Raw genomic sequence first — 22,847 nt, 5'->3', positions numbered from 1 at the left:
TTAAAAGACAATAATAAGTGACTAAGTTGTGACAGATAAGAAATGGAAATGTTTCTAAAATGTTAAAGAGCTTTAAGAAGATTAATATATTATAAAGTTATAAGGAGGGAGATAAATGAAGAATAAGTTATTAATAGGTTTAATAGCTGGTGTTACTGTTAGTGGAGCGGTAATGGCACCGACAATTTCAAGTAATTTAGCTCATGACAAGGTAATTAATAAAACTTTATTAGTTAATCAATCAAAGGAAAATAGTAATGTTTATGGATCAAGCTCAGTGATACAAGCAAGGGGAAATAGCATAGCTAATGTTACTAATAATGAAAATTCTAAAACTAATGAGGCTGTTGTTGTTAAAGGAAATTCAACTATGAATTTATATGCATTGTCCAATGGAACAGGGTTAGTATCAAAGTTATCCACTGGAGAAATGTTAACTGTATTAGGGAGATCACAAGGAAATTATTGCAAGGTGTTGGTTCAAGAAACAAAAGATATGGGATATATAAATATAGCTAATATGAAGTCTATAATTAATGGAACAAATGCAACATTTAATCCTATGTCAGGGAGGGGACAAGTAGTTAATGTTTCAACTAGATTGAGACTGAGAACAGGTCCATCAATTAATAATAATGTAATATGGTATTTAACTAATGGAGAGCAGTTTAGTATATTAGGTAAACAAGGACAATGGTATAGGATAGATGTAAATGGACAAATAGGATTTGTTTACGAAGAGTATGTATCTACTAATATATCAAATAATAGTAATAACACGTCAAATAGTATTGCTAGTATTAATAGTCAATCATCAATCAACGCTAATAATAACACTATAAGAAATGCAAATTCAGGTAACAATGTAAAGAATATAATAGTTAAAACAAAGGGATTAAATGGTTCACAGGCATCTTCTAGTCAAGTGAAAAATAATTCACAAGGTAATGTAAACTCAAAAAATCAATATACTAATCATGTAGGTAATACCCAATCTAATAATTCAAATGGAACAAATGAAAATGGAAAAATAGAAATTATAAAACCTAATAGTAATAGTATGTTTGGTTTAAATACTATTATTGTGAAAAATGGAACTGGAAAAGCAATTTCAAATTCTCAGTTAGTGAGTGTCATGAAATATTGGATTTTAAATGGTCAATATGGTTGTTCTGGAGTATATTGTGCAGATGGAACAATGTGGGCTCCTCAATGGTTTAAAACAGTTTCAGATTCACAACTTATAAGTGCATTTATAAATGCAAATGGTAAAGAAGCACTTAGCAAAAATATTACTGCAAATGAACTATTAAAAGCGGCAGAATCTTTAAGCACAATCGTATATAAAGGAAAAGAACCATTTTCCTTAGAACAAGCAACAACATATATTAAGGAAATGTTAGCTCAATCTTATCCTGGTGAAACTATTACTAAGATAGTTCAAGTTCAAGGAGGATATTATGTATATACAACACCATTTAATAAGAGTCCTAACAATAAATGGCCTTTCTGGGTTGTAAATGCTTATACAGGTTATGCTCACGGTTAAGATAACTTAATATAAATCGAAAGTTAATTCAGGTAGAGCTTTACTCTACCTGAATTTTATAATTGAAGTTATTTAGGAATCTGTGTCTCCTTCTATGGTTTATAAGCAGGAGATAAACAGCCTAACCCTTCTAGATAAGGAACACTAAGCATTGAGATGGAGTCAAAACTCCACCTGAATTAACTCTACGTTTATTATTTTAAGTAGGAGAATAGACAAAGTAATATGTTTCTAATTTGTAAATTTTCATATAGGAAATGATTATATAATTTCCTTGTAGTGACTAAGATTAAACAATGGAGGAAAACATATGAAGAGAAAAGCGTTAATTGGATTAATTGCAGGAGCAACAATTAGTTCTTCTGTGGCTGTTCCCTTAGCTATGAATGGTCAAAATATTAATGCAATTAATAATGTATTGATGTCTAATAATGTAAATAGTTCACAAACCAATGAGGCAGTGGTTATTAACGGAAATTCAAAAGTTAATTTATATGGACTATCTAATGGAAAGGGTATAATAAGCAAGTTATCAGTAGGGGAAATGCTAACTATACTAGGTCAACAAGGAACTTACTGTAAAGTTAAGGTTCAAGAAACTGGTACAGTAGGTTATATAAATATAGCTAATATGCAACGAATAGTGAATGGTACTAATGCTACTTTTAGGGATTTATCAAAGAAAGGGCAAGTTATAAATGTATCTACAGATGTAAGACTTAGAAAGAGTCCATCTATAAATTCTGAAATAATAGATAGGTTAAGTAATGGAACTAACTTTACTATATTAGGAAAACAAGGACAATGGTATAAAATAAGTGTAAATAATAAAGTTGGATTTATATATGAAGAATATGTTTCAACTGTTATTAATAATGCTCTTTTAAGTAATGGGTCTAATGGAGTTGCAGTAATTAATATAAATAACAATAGCATAACAGATAGTAATAGCAATAATATTACTAATACAAATAACAATAATAGCAATAGTGGTAGTGAGGAAAGCAGTACAACATCTAATAGCACTACTAGTAATATTACTAATAATACTAAGAATAATTCTAATACATCATCAGTTAATAATAACTTAGTAAATAAAAATTCAAAGAATGTTATAGTTCAAAGTAAAGCTAAAGATGTAGAAAAAGAAAATAATAATCATTCAAATAATTCTAATGTAAAGTCTAATAATAATTCAAATTCTATTAATTATAATATTGGAGCTCCTTCTATTGGAAGTAGTAAAAATGGTGTTAATTTATTTATGTATTTTGGGGATTGGAAACCTACTGTAAAAGTAGGAGTTGATGAAGACTTTGTTAATAATAAAAAATTATCTAAAGAGGAATTAGATAAGAATGATTTAGTTTTCACTCATAATTTATATTCCTTTAAAGGAGTAACTATAAAAAATCCTAAGTACTATACAGTTACTTATACAACTGCTGGTTTCTTTGGGGGAGGATATAATTATTCTGCTAAATTAGGAAAGAAAATTTCATTTATTGTAGCTATACCACAAAATAGTACTTTTGACCTTAATTCTGTTGCTTTAAGTAAGTGTCCATTTTTAGCAAATGGTCAATTATTTGCTTTTTTAGGCCCAGAGGGAGATATTTATAAGTTCACAAAAAATGATGGAATTTCAGATAAAAAGGTGAAGGCCGTACAAAGTAAAGCAGTAAAGGTAAATGCTCAAATTGTTAACTTAGAGGGCGGAGAAAAGTTACCTCTATATGCTAAGCCGTCTAAAGAGAGTAAAATATTAAAAGAATTATCAAATGGAGATAAGATAAGTTCAATAAGACTTTATAGTAATGGTTGGACAGAAATTACTGTAGAAAATACAACAGGCTTTGTTCAGGGACCTTATGTAGAACTATGTACTACACCTCAAATAAATGGAAATAATCTTAATAAGCCTGCTAAAAAGAATAGTAAAGAAATAAATGTTGTAGGTGAAGTAGTAAATTTAAAAAAGGGATACACTTTAGATTTAATGACAAAACCAACAAGTAATAGTGAAGCTATGGGAAGTTTTATAAATGGACAAAAAGTAACTGTCCTTAAAAATTTAGGAAATGGATGGTTAGAAGTGAAATATGGACAACATACAGGATATGTTGATGGAACTTACATAAAATATTAAATTTAAAAATGAAAATAAAATTAGAAGTATGTCAAAGTGAGGTCTAACAAACTTTGGCATACTTCTTTTACTTTTAATAAATTGAGATTTAATTGAGATAGATTTAATAGTAAAAATTCTAAGTAATAAATTTATTATGTTAATCATATTATTATTTTAGGGAGGGGTTAATAGTGAAAAAATTAATTGGGAAAATAGCTAATGTACTTAGAGAAAATAGAGTTTTATTTTTATGGATTTTATTATTTCTTCTTATAGGAATAGTTTTAGGATCTTATACTGTTTATTATATGGGGGATTATAGTAAGTTAGAGATGGGAAGTTATTTTAATAATTTCTTAGAGTTTATGAATGGACAAGAAGTAAATTATAAAGAGATTTTATTTAGTAGTATTAAGTCAATAGTTCCTATGGTTCTTATAATAATTGCTTTAGGTTATACTTTAATAGGATTTCCTTTTATATTATTAATAAATTTAGTTAAGGGTTATGTTTTAGGATTTTCTCTTTCAACTATAGTAACTATACTTGGAGGAAAGGGTGTAGGGATTATATTTAGCACAATTATAATACAAAATTTAATTTTAGTTCCTATTATTATATTAATAAGTATTGTTGCAATGAAAAATTCCTTAGTTAAATTTAAGTCTTTAGGAAAGGATCCAAATGTTAACTATGGAAGTAAAGGGGAATATATAATGATTCAAGGGATATTATTTTTAATAATTCCCATCGGTATAATAATTGAAACATATATTTCACCAAATTTATTAAAATTAGTGATTAAATAACAATTTCTGTAATATAAATAATTATGTAATAACATTTTAATTAGGAGTTAGTATGAGAGATTTGGTGAAAAAATACGAGGTATATTTACAATCCATAGGAAAAAGAAAGAATACTGTTAGTGCCTATATTACTGATGTTTCTATGTATTTAGATTTTCTTGATGATAATAATATGGAAATAAGTGAAGAAGGGAAGCCACTTATGTCTTATATACAAAACTTAAGTGACAAGAAAAAATCACCATCATCTATTCAGAGAACCATAATATCTTTAAGAAACTTTTATAACTTTTTAGTGGCAGAGGGAAATTTAAAAAGGGTTCCAGAAACAACAATAAAAAGAAAGAGAGTGGAAAAAAAGAAACCTGTTGTATTAAGTGTTGAAGAAGTAAATAAAATAATGAACAGCACTAATATATCAACAGAAAAGGGTGTTAGAGATAAAGCATTATTAGAATTAATGTATGCAACTGGTATGAAAGTATCAGAAGTAATATCTTTAGATATAGATGATGTTAATTTAGATTCATCTTATGTTATATGCAAAGATAATAAAGGCTATGAAAGATTAATTCCTATTGGAAAAGAAGCTAGAGAATCTTTAAGAAAGTATATTTCTCTTAGAGAGGAAAATGTAAAAATTAGTAATAAGCTATTTTTAAATATGAGTGGAGATCCTATAACAAGACAGGGTGTTTGGAGAATTGTTAAAGAATATTCAGTTATTGCTAATATTAATAAAGACATTAATCTAAATACTTTTAGACATTCTTTTGCAGTGCATTTATTACAAAATGGGGCTAATGCTAAAGTTGTTCAAGAGTTATTAGGTAATCAAGTTATGACTTATATAGATATGTACTATGAAATAATTAATAATGAAAAAATAAATAGTATTTATAAAAAAGCACATCCAAGAGCATAGATAGCAAAAAAGTAAAGAATTGCATCAAAATTTAGATAAACTTTTAGTTATTTAATTTCGATACAGTTCTTTATTTTTTATTTATATTAAATATAAGAAAAGCTTTAAAATATAAAAAATAGATGAACAAAAAGTGAATTATTGATAAATAATTGTTAATAAAGGGAGGGAAAGTTGAAAACAACATTATTTTTTGATAGAATTATTTTGTAAAGGTTATCAGAAATTGGAGGCAGAACTATGAGAATGTATGATCTAATATTAAAGAAAAGACATGGTGAGGAATTAAGTACAGAAGAAATAAATTATTTTATAGAGAATTATTCAAATGGAAATATACCAGATTATCAAGTATCAGCTTTATTGATGGCATTATTTTTTAATAAAATGAATAGTAGAGAAACTGCTGATTTAACTATGGCTATGGTTAATTCAGGAGATGTTTTAGATTTAAAAGAAATTGAAGGTATTAAAGTGGATAAACATTCAACAGGTGGTGTTGGAGATACAACAACTCTTGTTTTAGGACCTATGGTTGCAGCACTTGGTATACCTGTAGCAAAAATGTCAGGAAGAGGACTTGGTCATACAGGAGGAACTATAGATAAATTAGAAAGTTTTAAAGGTTTCTCAGTGGAAATGCCTAAAGAAAAGTTTATAGAAAATGTTAATACTATAAAATTAGCAGTAGGTGGACAAACAGGAGATTTAGCACCTGCTGATAAAAAACTTTATGCTTTAAGAGATGTTACAGCAACTGTTGATAATGTATCTTTAATAGCATCAAGTATAATGAGTAAGAAAATAGCTGCAGGAGCAGATGCTATAGTTTTAGATGTTAAAGTTGGAGATGGAGCATTTATGAAAACTCCAGAAGATGCTAAGCTTTTAGCTAAGGAAATGGTTTCAATAGGAACACATGTTGGAAGAAAAACAGTGGCTGTAATATCAGATATGGATCAACCTTTAGGTTTTGCAATAGGAAATGCTCTAGAAGTAGAAGAGGCTATTGAAACTTTAAAAGGAAATGGACCAAAGGATTTATTAGAATTAGCTTTAGAATTAGGTTCTAATATGGTTGTTTTAGCTGGAAAGGCTAAAGATACAGAAGAAGCTAAAGCTATGCTTATGGAAACAGTAAATAAAGGAACAGCTCTTGCAAAATTAAAGGAATTTGTTGCTGCACAAGGTGGGGATATATCAGTTATAGATGATACAAGTAAATTCCCTAAAGCAAAATATGTATTAGAAGTAAGAGCTAAGGAATCAGGCTTTATAAGTAAAATACATTCAGAAAATATGGGATTAATTGCTATGGAACTTGGAGCTGGAAGAGCTACTAAGGAAAGTATAATAGACTTAGCTGTTGGAATAGTGTTAGGTAAGAAAAGAGGAGACAAAGTAGAAGCTGGTGATATATTAGCTTATGTTCATGCTAATGATATGGCTTTAGGTGAAAAAGCAGTAGAAAAGATAATAAAAAATTATGAGATTTCTCAAAGCTTTGATGAAATTCCATTAATTTATGATATAATAAGATAATATTTTTGAATTTTTTCAAAAAATAGATAATTATTTTTAATAGTTATCTATTTTTTTTATTTAAATCATAGGAAAGCACTAGGCATTAAATTAAATGAGTAGTAAAATATAAGTATTCTGATATACTTTGAAAGAGTGGTGATAGATATAAAACCTCTTGCAGAAATAATGAGACCTTCTGTAATTGAAGATATGGTAGGACAGGAACATATAATTGGAGAGAATACACCAATAAAAAATCTTTTAGAAAATAAGATGATTATGAATTCTATTTTTTATGGACCACCAGGAACAGGAAAAACAACACTAGCAAATATTATATCAAATTATACAGATAAAAGGTTCTATAAAATAAATGCAACCACAGCTTCTGTAAAAGATATACATGATATAGTTAATGATTTAGATAATCTTTTAAATTATAATGGAGTGCTTCTTTATGTAGATGAAATACAACATTTTAACAAAAAGCAGCAACAATCTCTTTTGGAGTTTATAGAAGATGGACGAATAACTTTAATAGCTAGTACAACAGAAAATCCATATTTTTATATACATAAGGCTATATTAAGTAGATGTAATATATTTGTTTTTAAGCCTCTAGAAAAAGAACATATAGTAAAAGGGCTGAAAAAAGCTGTAGATAAGCTACAAAATGATGGGTATAATATATCTGCAAATGATGATGCTATTGAATATATATCTTATATATCACAAGGTGATATAAGAAAAGCTTACACTATATTAGAATTAGCTGTAAAAACTATTTTAAATAAAGGAAATTTAATACTACAGAACTTGTAGAAAAGCTAAATCAAAGTAATTTAAAAAGTGATTCATCTGGTGATGATTATTATAATTTATTAAGTGCTTTTCAAAAAAGTATAAGAGGTAGTGATCCCAATGCATCAGTTCATTATTTAGCTAGACTTATAAAAGGTGGGAATTTAGATAGTATAATAAGAAGACTTGCTATAATAGCAGCAGAAGATATAGGTCTTGCTCACCCTAATGCATTAACTATAACCAATAATGCCATAGACTTAGTCTTAAAGGTAGGATTGCCTGAAGGACGTATAATTCTTTCAGATTTAGTTATATATTTGGCAACACTACCTAAATCAAATAGTGCTGTATTGGCAATAGAGGAAGCCCTTTCAGATTTAGATAGATTAGATGTAGGAGATGTACCTATGCATTTAAAGGATTGTCATTATGAAGGAGCTAAGAAATTAGGTGTGGAAGGATATAAATATCCTCATAATTTTGAAAATAATTATGTTAAACAGGAATATTTACCTAGTAACATTAAGAATAAAGTATACTATAAACCACAAAATAATAAGTATGAAAGTAGTTTAAAGAACTATTGGGATAACATATTAAAAAAATAAATGTATTATATAGTTGACAATAATACTCTGATTTGATAATATAGTAATGTAAAGTTTAGTATTTTAGTCGGCATTGTCGGGGGTGAAGAAATGAAACTATCAACAAAAGGTAAATATGGAGTAAAGGCAATGGTTGATTTAGCCATAAATTATGGTGAAAAACCTGTGTCAATAAAAGCTATATCTCAAAGGCAAAATATTTCTGATTATTATTTAGAGCAGTTATTTAGTTCTTTAAGAAAAGCGAAACTTATAAGAAGTATAAGAGGAGCGCAAGGTGGTTATGTTCTAAATAGAGCCCCTGAAGAAATAACAGTAGCTGATATTATGGAAGTACTAGAAGGGCCAATAGAGATAGCTGAATGCTTAGAAGGTGTAACTTGTGATAGAATAGATTGCTGTGCAACTAAGCTATTATGGGAAAAAATCAAAAATAGCATAGATGAAGTAATGGAATCAGTGACTCTACAAGATATAATAGATGACGCTGAGAGAATAGAAAATGAAAGAATAGAAAATGAAAAATTGCAAATTAAGCAAATATAGTTTTAATAAACATAAAAATTAGGAGTGAGTTCAATGCAAAAAACAATATATATGGACCATGCAGCAACTACTTATGTAAAGCCAGAGGTTTTAGAAGAAATGCTACCTTACTTTACAGAAAAGTTCGGTAATCCATCATCATTTTATGAAATTTCAAGAGGAAATCAAGCTGCAATAGCAACAGCAAGAGATAGAGTTGCTAAAGCTTTAAATTGTCATAGCAGCGAGGTTTACTTTACTAATGGTGGATCTGAAAGTGATAACTGGGCTATAAAAGGTGTAGCTAATGCTAACAAGAAAAAAGGTAATCATATAATAACATCCAAAATAGAACACCATGCAGTGTTACATACTTGTGAATATTTAGAGAAGAATGGGTTTGAAGTAACTTATTTAGATGTTGATGATAAAGGTTTTGTAAGATTAGAAGACCTTAAAAACGCTATAAAAGATACTACTATATTAGTTTCAATAATGTTTGCAAATAATGAAATAGGAACAATTCAACCTATAAAAGAAATTGGAGAAATCTGTAGAGAAAAGAAAATAATATTCCATACAGATGCAGTTCAAGCTGTAGGTAATGTAAAAGTAGATGTTAAAGATATGAACATTGACTTATTATCATTATCTGGTCATAAATTCTATGGACCAAAAGGTGTAGGTGCTTTATATGTAAGAAAAGGTATAAGAATAGATAACCTTATTCATGGAGGAGCTCAAGAAAGAGCTAGAAGAGCAGGAACAGAAAATACACCAGCTATAGTAGGTCTTGGAAAAGCTATAGAATTAGCAACAGAAAACTTAGAAGAAAATTCAAAGAGAATTTCAGCTTTAAGAGATAAGCTTATAAAAGGTTTAACTGAAAGAATACCATATACATTACTTAATGGACCAGAAGGAGATAAAAGACTACCTGGTAACGTAAATGTATGTTTTGAATTTATAGAAGGTGAAGGAATATTACTTTCATTAGATTTTGAAGGCATTTGTGCTTCAAGTGGAAGTGCTTGTACATCAGGTTCTCTAGATCCATCACACGTACTTTTAGCAATCGGAAGACCTCATGAAATAGCACACGGATCTTTAAGATTAAGCTTAGGTGATGCAACTACAGAAGAAGATGTAGATTTCGTAATCGATGCATTAGAACCAATCATAGCAAGATTAAGAAGCATGTCACCATTATGGAAAAATCATTTAAAAGAAAAAGGAGATAAGTAATTATGATATACAGTGAAAAAGTTATGGACCATTTCAAAAACCCAAGAAACGTAGGAGAAATTGAAAACGCATCAGGAATTGGTGAAGTTGGAAATGCTAAATGTGGAGATATAATGAGAATATATCTTGATATTGATGATAATGAAATAATAAGAGACGTTAAATTTGAAACTTATGGATGTGGATCAGCTATAGCATCTTCAAGTATGGCAACTGAATTAATCAAAGGTAAATCAGTAGATGAAGCTTGGGAATTAACAAATAAGGCTGTTGCAGAAGCTTTAGATGGACTTCCACCAGTTAAAATGCACTGTTCAGTATTAGCAGAAGAAGCTATACATAAAGCAATCAATGATTACAGAGTTAAAAAAGGTTTAGAGCCAAGAGACTTAGATGAACATTCACACACTATCCATGAAGAAGTACACGGAAACTAATTTAAAAGGGTGATTTATTAAGTGAATAAGAAAAAAGTTGTTATAGGTATGAGTGGCGGAGTAGATAGCTCCGTCGCTGCTTATCTTTTAAAGGAACAAGGATATGACGTTATAGGTGTCACTATGCAAATTTGGCAAAGTGATAAAGAATATGAAGAAAGAGAAGGTGGATGTTGTTCACTTTCAGCTGTTGATGATGCAAGAAGGGTTGCTGATAAGATTGGTATACCTTTTTATGTTTTAAATTTCAGAGATAGTTTCAAAAGAAATGTAATAGACTATTTTGTAGAGGAATATTTAGCAGGGAATACTCCTAATCCATGTATAGCATGTAATAAATACTTAAAGTTTGATGAGTTACTTATGAAAGCTAAGGGTATTGGTGCAGAATATGTGGCTACAGGACATTATGCTAAAATAGAAAAAAAGGGAGATAAGTATGTTCTAGTAAAATCAGATGATGATAAGAAAGACCAAACTTATGCCTTATATAATATGACTCAAGAACAACTTGCACATACTCTAATGCCTTGTGGTGAATATACTAAGGATAGAATTAGAGAAATAGCTAAGGAAATTGGTCTTGCTGTACATAATAAAAAAGACAGTGAGGAAATTTGCTTTGTAACAGATAATAATCATGGTAGATATATTACAGAAGCAGCCCCAGGAAAAGTTAAAGAGGGGAACTTTGTAGATAAAGAAGGACATATATTAGGTAAACATAAAGGTATTGTTTACTATACTATAGGACAAAGAAAAGGTTTAGGCCTTGCATTAGGAAGACCTGTATTTGTAACTTCTATTGATCCTATAAGAAATGAAGTTGTTGTTGGGCCAGAAGAAGACATATTTAAAACTGATTTAATATGTAAGGATTTAAATTATATAGATTTAGATTTAACAAAAGGACCAGTAGAGCTTGAAGCTAAAATAAGATATTCAGCAAAACCACAACCAGCAGTGGCAACACTTTTAGAAGATGGTAGAGTAAAGGTATCTTTCAAAGAAAAGCAAAGAGCTATAACTAAAGGACAATCAGTTGTATTTTATAATGGAAATTATGTTTTAGGTGGAGGAATAATAGAAAACCTAGCTTAATTTATAATTTAAATTAATAAAAATATTTTAATTATTTTAATTATTTTAATTAGAGGTAATTTTAAATTATCTCTAATTTTTTTTATAAATTAAATAAATACTGAATTAATTTACAAAGAATAGCAAATACTAAGCTTAAATTGGAAGGGGTGAAAGCTTTGTATAGGCTTAAAAATTTAAAAGCTCTAGAGGTTTTTGATAAGTCAGGAAGAAAAATAGGTGAAGTAGAAGATATAGCTATAGATTATTATGAGAAAAATGTTTTAGGATTTATAATGCCTAAAAAGTTTTTATCTAAAAAAAATTTTTTCTCTATAGAAGATATAATAATATTTGGTGATACAATTGTTGTAGATAAAATATCAGTTTATGAGGGGTTAAAGTTCAGTGATATAAAAGGCTTTAATATTATAAATACTATGGGAAAAACTATAGGAAATATAGAAGATTTAATAGTTGATAAGAATTTTAAAATTTTAGCTATGATTGGGTCAAAAGGATTTTTTTATAAATTCATAAAAGGAAAAGATATATTTCTTCTTCAAAATAGCGTTCTTGGTAAACGAAATATTCTTTACTTAGGAAAAGATGAAGTAGAATTAAAATCTTTACCTCATAGTATATGGAGAGAAAAAGATGCTTAAAAAATTAGATTTATACAAAATAGCCAAATATATTTTTTTTATTATATCTTTTATAGGAATATTCTTTCTAATATACAAAATAGAATTTATAAAAGAAGTATTATTAGTAATTTTATGTTCCTTTATAATAGCTTATGCTTTAAGACCTTTATACTGTTGTATATTAAATAAAACACAACTAAATAAAAGATTAGTAGCTATATCCATAATTTTAATTGTTATATTATTTTTTGTAGCTATTTTCTCTTTATTAATACCTAGAATATTAAGTGAAAGTTTAAATTTACAAGATTTATTAGATGCTTTTGAATTAGCACTTCAAAGTATTCTTGATAAATTTAATTTGAGAAAAGAGACCTTTTATGAAATAATAAATGCTCAATTTGGAGAAAAAATAAATTTAATGATAAAGAATTTATCAATAAAAGTTTTTTATGGTTCATTGGCTTTAATTGAAAATATAATTGCTTTAGCAGTAGTACCTATTGTAAGTTATTATTTTTTAGTTGAAAGCTCATTAATAAACAATAAATTAGAAAATCTAATTCCTAGTCATAAGAGAGATATTATAAGATCTATAGCAAAGGATATAGATAGAATATTAGGAAAATATGTTTTAGGGCAGGGAGTGTTATGCTTAGTAATAGCAGCTTTAAGTTTTCTAGGGTTGTTTGTAATAGATGTTAGATTTGCTTTAGTATTATCCTTAATAAATGGAATTCTTAATATTATTCCTTACTTTGGACCAGTGTTAGGAATGATACCAGCTATTTTAGTTGCTTTAATAGATGGACCTTCTAAAGTTATTTCTGTATTTATAGTTTTTATAATAATACAACAAATAGAAGGGAATATATTAGCACCTAAAATTACAGCTAATAGTATAAGCATGCATCCTCTTACTATTATAATATTACTTCTTATAGGAGAAAAAATAGGTGGTATATTAGGAATGATATTAATAATACCTATAGCAATAATTATTAAGGTTTTATATGATGATTTAGACTATTATTGTTTCTAATGGTTGACAGCAATTAAAATATTTTTTATAATTTTTGTATAATTTAATATTTAAGCTATGATAAGAATTAGTAAATAAAATCTTTCTATTCAGAGAGGGAGTGGCTGGTGAAAACTTCTTAGAAAATTTATTGAAGCTGTCTTGGAGCTATATAACATTAAGTGATGTATTTTTTATACATAATTAGGGTGGTACCGCGGAATAACAGCTTTCGTCCCTTACTAGGGATTGGGGGCTTTTTTTATATTAAAATTACTTTAAAAGGCTTAGCAATATTTAAATTTACAAAAGAAGATAATATTGTTGGCTGCGAGATAAACTAAGGCTTAATTCAATTAGAGCCAAAACTCTATCTGAATTTTAGTGGAAGTTATCTAGGGACGTGTGTTTATTTGTCTCTAGCTTATAAAAGGCTGGAGTATTATAAGACACTAGTTATCAGATTAATTCATGGAGGGATATTAAAATGAAATCTATAGGAACAAATGAACTAAGAGAAAAGTATTTAAGCTTCTTTGAGGAAAAAGATCATTTAAGATTAAAATCATTCTCATTAGTACCAAAAAATGATAATAGTTTATTACTTATAAATGCAGGAATGGCACCTTTAAAACCATATTTTACAGGTCTAGAAGTTCCACCAAAAACTAGAATAACTACATGTCAAAAATGTATAAGAACAGGTGATATCGAAAACGTAGGAAAAACATCTAGACACGGTACATTCTTTGAAATGCTTGGAAACTTCTCTTTTGGAGATTACTTCAAAAATGAAATAATTCCATGGGCTTGGGAATTCATAACAGAAAGATTAGAAATTCCAAAGGATAAATTATATGTAACTATATATCAAGATGATGATGAAGCTTATGAAATATGGACTACGAAAACAGATGTAGACCCATCAAGAATATTTAGATTAGGTAAAGAAGATAACTTCTGGGAAATTGGTGTTGGACCATGTGGACCATGTACAGAAATTCACTTTGATAGAGGTGAAGGAAAAGTAGAAACAACAGAAGAATTCTTAAGAGAAGCTGATAATGATAGAATAGTAGAATTCTGGAACCTTGTATTTACTCAATTTGAAAAAGATGAAGATGGTAATTACAATGAATTAAAACAAAAGAATATAGATACAGGTATGGGACTTGAAAGAATAGCAACTATAATGCAAGGTGTTGATAATATATTTGAAATAGATGTTGTTCAACATATTTTATCTAAAGTTTGTGAGTTAACTAATTCAAAATATGGAGAAGATTCTGCAAAGGATGTTTCTTTAAGAATAATAACAGACCATATAAAGAGCGTAACTATGCTTATTTCAGATGGTGTTAGACCAAGTAATGAAGGTAGAGGATATGTTCTAAGAAGATTATTAAGAAGAGCTGCAAGACACGGAAGAACTTTAGGAGTTAAAGGTTTATTCTTAAGTGAGATTGTTGATGTTATAGTTGATAATTATGGAGAAGCTTATGAAGAACTAAAAGCTAATAAGGAAATGATAAAGAGTGTTATAAGCTTAGAAGAAGAAAGATTTAACCAAACTATAGATTCAGGAATGGAAATACTTAAAGCTTATATAGAAGAAATGGAAGCTAATAAAGAAAAAGAACTTTCAGGAGAAAAAGCTTTCAAATTATATGACACTTACGGATTCCCATTAGAATTAACAGAGGAAATAGTTGAAGAAAAAGGTTTATCAATAGATAAAGATGGATTTAACAGAGAAATGGAAGCTCAAAGAGAAAGAGCTAGAAGTGCAAGAGGAGAAAGCAGCTACATGGGTAGTGATGGACCTGTTAATAGAATAGATGCTAGTATAGAAACTACTTTCGGTGGATATGAAACTAGAGAATTAACTTCTAAGATATTAGTTTTAGGTAATGAAGAAGATTTCAAAGAAGAGTTATCAGAAGGTGAAGAAGGTTTCTTAGTTGTTGAAAATACTCCTTTCTATGCAGAAATGGGAGGACAAATAGGTGATAACGGTATAGTTTCAACTAAAACTGGTGTTGCTAAGGTTTTAGATTGTAAGAAAAATGTTGGTGGAAAATTTGTTCACTATATTAAAGTTACAGAAGGAACTATAAAAGTTAATGAAGAAGCTGAATTAACTGTAAATGGATTAAGAAGAAGTGCTATTTCTAAAAACCATACAGCGACTCATATGCTTCATGAAGCTTTAAGAGAAGTTTTAGGAGAACATGTAAATCAATCAGGTTCTTATGTAGATGCTGAAAGATTAAGATTTGACTTTACTAATATGAGTGCTATATCAGAAGAAGACTTAAATAAAGTTGAAAAAATAGTAAATAAAAAGATAATGGATACTCTAGATGTAGATACTAAAGAAATGAGCTTAGATGAAGCTAAAAATAGTGGAGCAATATGCTTATTTGATGAAAAATATGCAGCTAAAGTTAGAGTAGTTTCTGTTGGTGAGTTTTCTAAAGAACTTTGTGGAGGAACACATGTAAGAAACACTGGAGAAATTGGTATATTTAAAATAGTTTCAGAAACAGGTGTTGCAGCTGGAATTAGAAGAATAGAAGCTGTTACAGGAATGGCTGCTTTAGAATTTATAGATAACAAAAATAAAATATTAAAAGATGCTACAAAAGTATTAAAGTGTAGTGAAAAAGATTTAGTAACAAGAATTGAAGCTTTAGGCCATGAATTAAAAGATAAAGAAAAAGAAATTGCAGAATTAAAATCTAAATTAGTTCAAGGTGCTGAAGATGACATAATGAATAATTTAGTAGAAATTAACGGAGTAAAACTAGTTAGAGCATCACTTAAAGATATTGATGGAAATTCACTAAGAGATTTAGGTGATAAAATAAGAAATAAATTAGATATTGGAGTTGTAGTTCTAGCAAGTGAAATTGATGGAAAAGTTAATTTAGTTGTTATGTCAACTAAGAATGCTGTAGAAAAAGGTGTACATTGTGGGAAATTAATTAAAGAGGTTGCTGCTGTTGTTGGAGGTGGCGGTGGTGGAAGACCTGACATGGCTCAAGCAGGAGGAAAAAATCCATCAGAAATAGATAATGCATTAGAAAAAGCAGGTAAAGTTTTAGAAAACCTAGTAAAATAGTGTACATTTCTTAAATTATAGTTTATAATAAATGATAAGTAATATTTTAGTATATGAATAAAATAAATTTTAAAAGTGAATACTAAAAATACACTTTAGTATTACATTATTGTAAGGGGGTGAAGTTACTATAAAGATAGTAGCGAAACTATGAATAATAATTTAGAAAATACTATGCAATTCAACTTTAACAATGATAAAAAGGATTTAACAAAAGTAATTTTAACGGATGTATATAAAGCCTTAGAGGAAAAAGGTTATAACCCAGTTAATCAATTAGTTGGATACTTAATATCAGGAGACCCTACTTACATTACTAATTATAACGGGGCAAGAGCTTTAGTAAGAAAACTAGAGAGAGATGAAATTCTAGAAGAAGTTATGAAGGCTTATTTAGAGATAAAATAAAAGAGTGCCCTTTATGGGTGCTCTTTAATTATAAGGAGTAATAGATGAGAATTTTAGGTTTGGATATAGGTAGTAAGACTATAGGTGTTGCTATAAGTGATCCATTAGGTTGGACAGCACAAGGAATTACAACTATAAAAAGAAAAAACTTTACTGCAGATGTAGAAGAAGTTAAAAAAATATATGATCAATATGAAGTAGAAACTATAGTTGCAGGAATGCCTAAAAATATGAATGGTACTATAGGTCCTTCAGGAGAAATGGTTAAGGAATTTTGTGAAAAATTAAAAGAAAGTTTTGACCCTAAAATAGAGTTTTGGGATGAAAGGTTAACAACAGTAGCGGCTCATAAAGCTATGCTAGAAGCAGACCTTTCAAGAGCAAAGAGAAAGAAAATAGTAGATAAAATTGCTGCTACATATATATTACAAGGATATTTAGATAGAATTTCAAAATAAATTTAAAACTAAGGAGAGATTTTTTATGCAAAATGATTTAGAAACAATTGTATTAATGGACGAAGAAGGAAATGAAGTAGAATTTAGAGTAGTAACTAAATTAGATATTGAAGAAAATGAGTACTTTATATTATCACCTTCAGATGATGATGAAGTTGTGGTAGCAATGAAAGTTGTTGAAGATGAAGAAGGAAATGAAGGATTAGTGCCAGTAGATAATGATTTTGAAATAGAAATGATTGAGGAAGCTTATAGCACTATAATGTCAGAGGAATAATAAGGAAAAGAGGGGATAGATATGACTCAATTAACTTCTAAAGATTATGAAGCTTTAAAAGAGCAATTTAAAAGTAAAGGTTATAAACTTACACCTCAAAGAAGAGCAATAGTTGATAATATACTTAATAATAATGGTAAGCATTTAACAGCCGAAGAAATATATGATGAAGTAAAGAAGCAATGTCCAGAAATAGGGCTAGCAACTATATATAGAACAATTCTTTTATTAGAAGAGATGGGTGTTATATATAAACTTGATTTTAATGATGGCTGTAGCAGATATGAAATGGCAAATGATTCAGATCAACATAGACATCATCACTTAGTGTGTAGTAATTGTGGTAAAGTTTATGAGGTTGAAGATGACTTACTTGAAGATTTAGAAAGTCAAATAGAATCAAAATATGGTTTCATAATACAAGACCATGCAGTTAAGTTTTTTGGAACTTGTAAAGAATGTAGAAAATAGAGGACTATAAAAGGTTCTTTGTTATATATAAATAAAACAAAAGGAGGGGAATTGATGAAACGTGAAAAACTAAAGGCTAAAATAATACCTTTAGGTGGAATTAACGAGATAGGGAAAAATATAACAGCTATAGAATTTAAAAATGATATAGTAGTTGTAGACTGTGGATTAAAATTTCCAGATGAAGATATGTTCGGAATAGATATAGTTATACCTGATATATCCTATCTAGTTAAAAACGCTCATAAAGTTAGAGGAATATTTCTAACTCATGGTCATGAAGATCACATAGGAGCAATACCATATGTGTTAAAACAACTTAACATACCTGTATATGGTACAAAACTTACTTTAGGTATTTTAGAAGCAAAATTAAAAGAACATGGTTTATTAAGCAGTACGGAACTTATTACTGTTAAACCAAGAGATGTTATAAAATTAAGTTCAGTATCAGTTGAATTTATAAAAACTAATCACAGTATAGCTGATTCAGTAGCAATAGCAGTTCATACACCACTTGGAGTTATTCTTCATACTGGAGATTTTAAAGTTGAATATACTCCTATAGACGGAGAAAGAATGGATTTTGCAAGATTTGCGGAGTTAGGAAGAAAGGGTGTATTAGCACTTTTATCAGATTCAACTAATGTAGAAAAGCCAGGATATACATTATCAGAAAAAACTGTTGGAGAAAACTTAACAAGAATATTTGGAAAGGCAAAGGGTAGAATAATAATAGCTACATTTGCATCAAACATTCATAGAATCCAACAAATAATAGAATCAGCAGAACTATATGGAAGAAAAGTTGCTGTTTCTGGAAGAAGCATGGAAAATATAGTTCAAGTTGCAATGGAATTAGGATATCTAAAAATGGAGAAAAACACTTTAATAAGTATTGATAATATCAATAAATATCCTAATGAAAAAATAGTTGTTATAACAACAGGAAGCCAAGGTGAACCAATGTCAGTCTTAGCAAGAATGGCAGCTTCTGAACATAAGAAATTAATTATTGTGGAAGGTGATACAGTAGTTATTTCAGCTACCCCTATTCCAGGAAATGAAAAATTAGTTTCGAAAGTAATAAATCAACTTTGTAAAAAAGGTGCAGAGGTAATACACAAAAGTTCTGAAGGTGTCCATGTGTCAGGGCATGCATGTCAAGAAGAGCTTAAGCTTATGCAATGTTTAGTAAATCCTAGATTTTTTGTACCAGTGCATGGTGAATATAGACATTTACAAAAGCATGTAGAACTTGCACATTCTTTAGGTATGCCTAAAGAAAATACTTTAATTGTTGAAAATGGAGATGTTGTAGAAATCACAAGAGACTCTGTTAAGAAGAATGGAAGTGTAACTTCAGGTCAAGTATTTGTTGATGGACTTGGAGTAGGTGATGTAGGTAATATAGTTTTACGTGATAGAAGACATCTTTCACAAGATGGTATAGTTGTTATAGTAGTAACTATTGATAAGGCAAGCGGGTATATAGCATCAGGTCCAGATATAATTTCTAGAGGATTTGTTTATGTTAGAGAATCAGAAGATTTAATGGGAGAAGCTAAAAACGTTGTTAGATATGCCTTAGAAAAATGTGAAAGTAATAATACTAAAGATTGGGCAACTATTAAATCAACAATTAGAGATGAATTAAAAGGTTATTTATACGAAAAAACTAAGAGAAGACCTATGATATTACCTATAATAATGGAAATATAGTCTCATAGAATTCTACTTTAAAAGAATATATTGACTTATTTCGTAAGGTTGACTTTTTTTAAGTAAAGCATTAAAATTTACTATTGAGAAGTAAAATTGGGTACTAAGACAAGTATCCAATTTTTTGTGCATGAAATTGGAACAAACAGACATTTTATATGTCAGCCAAAAATTGGAGGAAAAATAATGAGTAATTTTATAAGAGAAGATATAAGAAATATAGCTATTATAGCCCACGTTGACCACGGTAAAACTACTTTAGTTGACGCGTTATTAAGACAAAGTAATATATTTAGAGAAAATGAAAAAGTTCAAGAAAGAGTTATGGATTCAAATGATCTTGAAAAAGAAAGAGGAATCACAATTCTTTCAAAAAATACTGCAGTACATTATGGTGGAAAGAAAATAAACATAATAGATACACCAGGACATGCTGATTTTGGTGGAGAAGTTGAACGTGTACTTAAAATGGTAGATAGCGTTATATTAGTTGTCGATTCATATGAAGGTCCAATGCCACAAACAAAATTCGTTTTAAGAAAGGCATTAGAATTGGGATTAAACCCTATAGTTGTAATAAATAAAATAGATAAATCAGATGCAAGACCAGAAGTTGTTATAGATGAAGTATTTGAATTATTCTTAGAACTTGGAGCTAATGATGAGCAATTAGATTTCCCAATAATTTATGCTTCAGCTAGAGATGGAATAGCAACAAATGATTTAGACAATATGAAAGATAACATGAAAGACTTATTTGAAGTAATAATAAATAATGTAAAAGCTCCAGAAGGTGATATAGAAGCACCATTCCAAATGCTAGTTACTACATTAGATTCAAGTGAGTATGTTGGTAAAATAGCAATAGGTAGAATCGAAAGAGGAGTAGCTAAGAGAAATCAACAAGCAGCTGTAGTTAGAGAAGATGGTACAGTAGTTAAATTCAAAATATCAGGAATATATGGATATAATGGATTAAAGAGAGAAGAAATAGAAGAAGCTGGTCTTGGAGACATAGTAGCTATAAGTGGAATAAATGACATAAATATTGGAGAAACTATAGCAGATGCAGCTAATCCAGAAGCTATACCATTTGTTAAAATAGACGAGCCTACTTTAAGTATGAACTTCATGGTTAATAACTCACCTTTTGCTGGTAGAGAAGGAGAATTCGTTACATCAAGACACTTAAGAGATAGATTAATGAAAGAACTTGAAACAAACGTAAGTTTAAGAGTTACAGAAATTACTCCAGAATGTTTTGAAGTTAGTGGAAGAGGAGAATTACACCTTTCAATACTTATAGAAACAATGAGAAGAGAAGGATATGAATTCCAAGTTTCAAGACCAAACGTTATTTTCAAAGAAGAAAATGGTGTTAAAGTTGAACCAATGGAATACTTAACTATAGACGTACCAGAAGAATTTATGGGACCTGTAATGGAAAAATTAGGGCCAAGAAAAGGTGAAATGGTTAATATGACTTCAGCTGTTAACGGATATTCAAGATTAGAATTCAGAATACCAGCTAGAGGACTTATTGGTTTCAGAAATGAATTCATGACAGATACAAAAGGTAATGGTATAATGAACCACGTATTTGATGGTTATGAAAAAGTTAAAGGTGATATGCCAGGAAGAAGTAGAGGTTCTATAATAGCATTTGAAGCTGGTGAAGCTGTAGCTTACGGATTATTCAATGCACAAGATAGAGGAACTTTATTTATAAATCCAGGTACAGAAGTTTATTCAGGTATGATTTGTGGAGAATGTTCAAGAGCTGATGATTTAGAAGTAAATGTATGTAAGAAAAAACAATTAACAAATACAAGATCATCAGGAGCAGATGATGCTATTAAATTAGTACCACCAAGAGTTATGACATTAGAACAATGTTTAGAATTTATAGCTAATGATGAATTAGTAGAAGTAACTCCTGTAAGTGTAAGAATGAGAAAAAGATTACTTGATAGCAACGAAAGAAAAAGAGCAGCAAGTAGAGCAAAAAAATAGTAAAGTAATTTTATTTGTTGGTAGGAGGGAACTCCATGGAGAGTAAATTGTGGAAGTCTACGCGTACTATTGTAATTATATTTGTTGTTTTGGTTTTAATTAATATAGCTGTATTTGCTGTGAAATATATATCTGTATCAGAAAATCCTTTCGATACTGGAACAAATAAATATATCAACTTAACAGTTTCACAAGGAGAATCTTTTTATTCTGTTTTAGATAACTTAAAACAAGAAAATATATTAAAAAGTCCATTTTTAACAAAAGTATATTTTAAATTAAATTCTTTCAAGGGAGGAATAAAACCTGGTTATTACGAGATCCCTTCTAATACATCCCTAGGAAAGTTTATAGAAATCCTAGAAAATGGTGATATAGCTAGTTATAAAGTTACAATACCAGAAGGATATGATATAAATCAAATAGCTGATAAGCTTGCTCAAATGGGGATAGTTAGTAAGGAGGCATTTTTAACAGCAGTTAAAAATTATCCATTACCAAGTTATATAAAACCTAATCCAGAAAGAAGATACAATTTAGAGGGATTCTTATATCCAGATACGTACAATATACCTAAAACAGCTGATGCGAATCAAATAATATCTATGATGTTAAATAGATTCCAAGAAGTAATGCTTCAAGTTCAAAAGGAAACAGGTGTGAACGTACCAGAAGCTGATTATGAAAAGTATGTTACTGTTGCTTCTATGATAGAAAAGGAAGCTAGAACAGATCAGGATAGAGAATTAGTTTCATCTGTTATATATAATAGAATAGCAAAAGGAATGAAGCTTCAAATTGATGCTACAGTGTTATATGCTTTAGGTAAGCATCAAGATATAGTTTATTATAAAGATTTAAAAATTCCATCACCATATAATACTTATTATGTGACAGGATTACCAATTGGACCTATAGCTAGTCCAGGTATAGAATCTTTAATTGCAGCTGTAAAACCAGCTAAAACAGATTATCTGTATTATATATTAACAGCAAATGGATCACATTATTTTACTAATAACTATCAAGATTTTGAAAATAAAAAAGCAGAGTTAATAGGAAAATAAAT

19 protein-coding genes, 1 pseudogene and 1 other annotated feature are annotated in these 22,847 nt (G+C 29.0%); all 20 genes and pseudogenes read left to right on the top strand.

Annotated elements, in window-relative coordinates; all coding sequences use genetic code 11:
• Nucleotides 1–115: 115 nt before the first annotated feature.
• The 20 genes and pseudogenes from ARA19_RS11240 to mltG all read left to right on the top strand — a co-directional run bounded on the left by ARA19_RS11240 (nucleotide 116) and on the right by mltG (nucleotide 22,845).
• On the top strand, nucleotides 116–1,549 hold the full coding sequence (locus ARA19_RS11240) for an SH3 domain-containing protein (RefSeq protein WP_055071061.1): 1,434 nt from the start codon (nucleotides 116–118) through the stop codon (nucleotides 1,547–1,549).
• Between the two features lie 310 nt (nucleotides 1,550–1,859).
• A complete protein-coding gene (locus ARA19_RS11235; RefSeq protein ID WP_055071060.1) occupies nucleotides 1,860–3,698 on the top strand; it encodes an SH3 domain-containing protein in 1,839 nt (612 codons plus the stop codon).
• Nucleotides 3,699–3,871: 173 nt separating this feature from the next.
• The gene (spoIIM, locus tag ARA19_RS11230; protein WP_055071059.1) at nucleotides 3,872–4,489 is read left to right on the top strand and encodes a stage II sporulation protein M; all 618 of its coding nucleotides are present in this window, start codon (nucleotides 3,872–3,874) and stop codon (nucleotides 4,487–4,489) included.
• 52 nt (nucleotides 4,490–4,541) lie between these two features.
• The gene (locus ARA19_RS11225) at nucleotides 4,542–5,414 is read left to right on the top strand and encodes a site-specific tyrosine recombinase (RefSeq protein ID WP_055071058.1); all 873 of its coding nucleotides are present in this window, start codon (nucleotides 4,542–4,544) and stop codon (nucleotides 5,412–5,414) included.
• Between the two features lie 240 nt (nucleotides 5,415–5,654).
• Nucleotides 5,655–6,956 carry a pyrimidine-nucleoside phosphorylase gene (locus ARA19_RS11220; RefSeq protein WP_055071057.1) on the top strand — a complete coding sequence of 434 codons (1,302 nt, stop codon included), beginning with the start codon at nucleotides 5,655–5,657 and terminating at the stop codon, nucleotides 6,954–6,956.
• A gap of 147 nt (nucleotides 6,957–7,103) precedes the next feature.
• Nucleotides 7,104–8,350, top strand: a pseudogene (locus tag ARA19_RS17200) (replication-associated recombination protein A).
• Nucleotides 8,351–8,440: 90 nt separating this feature from the next.
• A complete protein-coding gene (locus tag ARA19_RS11205; protein ID WP_055071054.1) occupies nucleotides 8,441–8,896 on the top strand; it encodes an RrF2 family transcriptional regulator in 456 nt (151 codons plus the stop codon).
• 33 nt (nucleotides 8,897–8,929) lie between these two features.
• Nucleotides 8,930–10,120, top strand: a complete 1,191-nt coding sequence (gene nifS, locus ARA19_RS11200) for a cysteine desulfurase NifS (protein ID WP_055071053.1) — start codon at nucleotides 8,930–8,932, stop codon at nucleotides 10,118–10,120.
• Nucleotides 10,121–10,122: 2 nt separating this feature from the next.
• The gene (gene nifU, locus ARA19_RS11195) at nucleotides 10,123–10,557 is read left to right on the top strand and encodes a Fe-S cluster assembly scaffold protein NifU (protein ID WP_055071052.1); all 435 of its coding nucleotides are present in this window, start codon (nucleotides 10,123–10,125) and stop codon (nucleotides 10,555–10,557) included.
• Between the two features lie 21 nt (nucleotides 10,558–10,578).
• Nucleotides 10,579–11,658 (top strand): tRNA 2-thiouridine(34) synthase MnmA, encoded by a 1,080-nt coding sequence (gene mnmA / locus ARA19_RS11190; RefSeq protein ID WP_084764470.1) that lies wholly within the window; start codon nucleotides 10,579–10,581, stop codon nucleotides 11,656–11,658.
• 158 nt (nucleotides 11,659–11,816) lie between these two features.
• Nucleotides 11,817–12,302 (top strand): PRC-barrel domain-containing protein, encoded by a 486-nt coding sequence (locus tag ARA19_RS11185; protein WP_055071051.1) that lies wholly within the window; start codon nucleotides 11,817–11,819, stop codon nucleotides 12,300–12,302.
• The gene (locus ARA19_RS11180; protein ID WP_055071050.1) at nucleotides 12,295–13,326 is read left to right on the top strand and encodes an AI-2E family transporter; all 1,032 of its coding nucleotides are present in this window, start codon (nucleotides 12,295–12,297) and stop codon (nucleotides 13,324–13,326) included. Before ARA19_RS11185 ends, ARA19_RS11180 begins: the two co-directional genes overlap by 8 nt.
• A gap of 48 nt (nucleotides 13,327–13,374) precedes the next feature.
• Nucleotides 13,375–13,548, top strand: a binding site (T-box leader).
• 244 nt (nucleotides 13,549–13,792) lie between these two features.
• Nucleotides 13,793–16,429, top strand: a complete 2,637-nt coding sequence (gene alaS / locus ARA19_RS11175) for an alanine--tRNA ligase (protein ID WP_055071049.1) — start codon at nucleotides 13,793–13,795, stop codon at nucleotides 16,427–16,429.
• A 150-nt stretch (nucleotides 16,430–16,579) separates the two neighbouring features.
• Nucleotides 16,580–16,837, top strand: a complete 258-nt coding sequence (locus tag ARA19_RS11170; RefSeq protein ID WP_055071048.1) for an IreB family regulatory phosphoprotein — start codon at nucleotides 16,580–16,582, stop codon at nucleotides 16,835–16,837.
• Between the two features lie 44 nt (nucleotides 16,838–16,881).
• Nucleotides 16,882–17,295 carry a Holliday junction resolvase RuvX gene (gene ruvX, locus ARA19_RS11165; RefSeq protein WP_055071047.1) on the top strand — a complete coding sequence of 138 codons (414 nt, stop codon included), beginning with the start codon at nucleotides 16,882–16,884 and terminating at the stop codon, nucleotides 17,293–17,295.
• Nucleotides 17,296–17,320: 25 nt separating this feature from the next.
• Nucleotides 17,321–17,572 carry a DUF1292 domain-containing protein gene (locus tag ARA19_RS11160; RefSeq protein WP_055071046.1) on the top strand — a complete coding sequence of 84 codons (252 nt, stop codon included), beginning with the start codon at nucleotides 17,321–17,323 and terminating at the stop codon, nucleotides 17,570–17,572.
• Nucleotides 17,573–17,593: 21 nt separating this feature from the next.
• Nucleotides 17,594–18,043, top strand: coding sequence for a Fur family transcriptional regulator (locus ARA19_RS11155; protein ID WP_055071045.1), 450 nt, complete (start codon nucleotides 17,594–17,596; stop codon nucleotides 18,041–18,043).
• Between the two features lie 54 nt (nucleotides 18,044–18,097).
• Entirely contained in the window at nucleotides 18,098–19,765 is a 1,668-nt protein-coding gene (locus tag ARA19_RS11150; RefSeq protein WP_055071044.1) for a ribonuclease J, read from the top strand.
• A 186-nt stretch (nucleotides 19,766–19,951) separates the two neighbouring features.
• A complete protein-coding gene (gene typA / locus ARA19_RS11145) occupies nucleotides 19,952–21,778 on the top strand; it encodes a translational GTPase TypA (protein ID WP_055071043.1) in 1,827 nt (608 codons plus the stop codon).
• 35 nt (nucleotides 21,779–21,813) lie between these two features.
• Entirely contained in the window at nucleotides 21,814–22,845 is a 1,032-nt protein-coding gene (gene mltG, locus ARA19_RS11140) for an endolytic transglycosylase MltG (RefSeq protein ID WP_055071042.1), read from the top strand.
• Nucleotides 22,846–22,847: the final 2 nt, after the last annotated feature.

Origin of the sequence: Clostridium massiliamazoniense (genome assembly GCF_001403635.1) — a bacterium.
In the GTDB taxonomy this organism is placed as follows: domain Bacteria; phylum Bacillota; class Clostridia; order Clostridiales; family Clostridiaceae; genus Sarcina; species Sarcina massiliamazoniense.
This window is presented reverse-complemented; position numbering and strand designations above follow the sequence as displayed.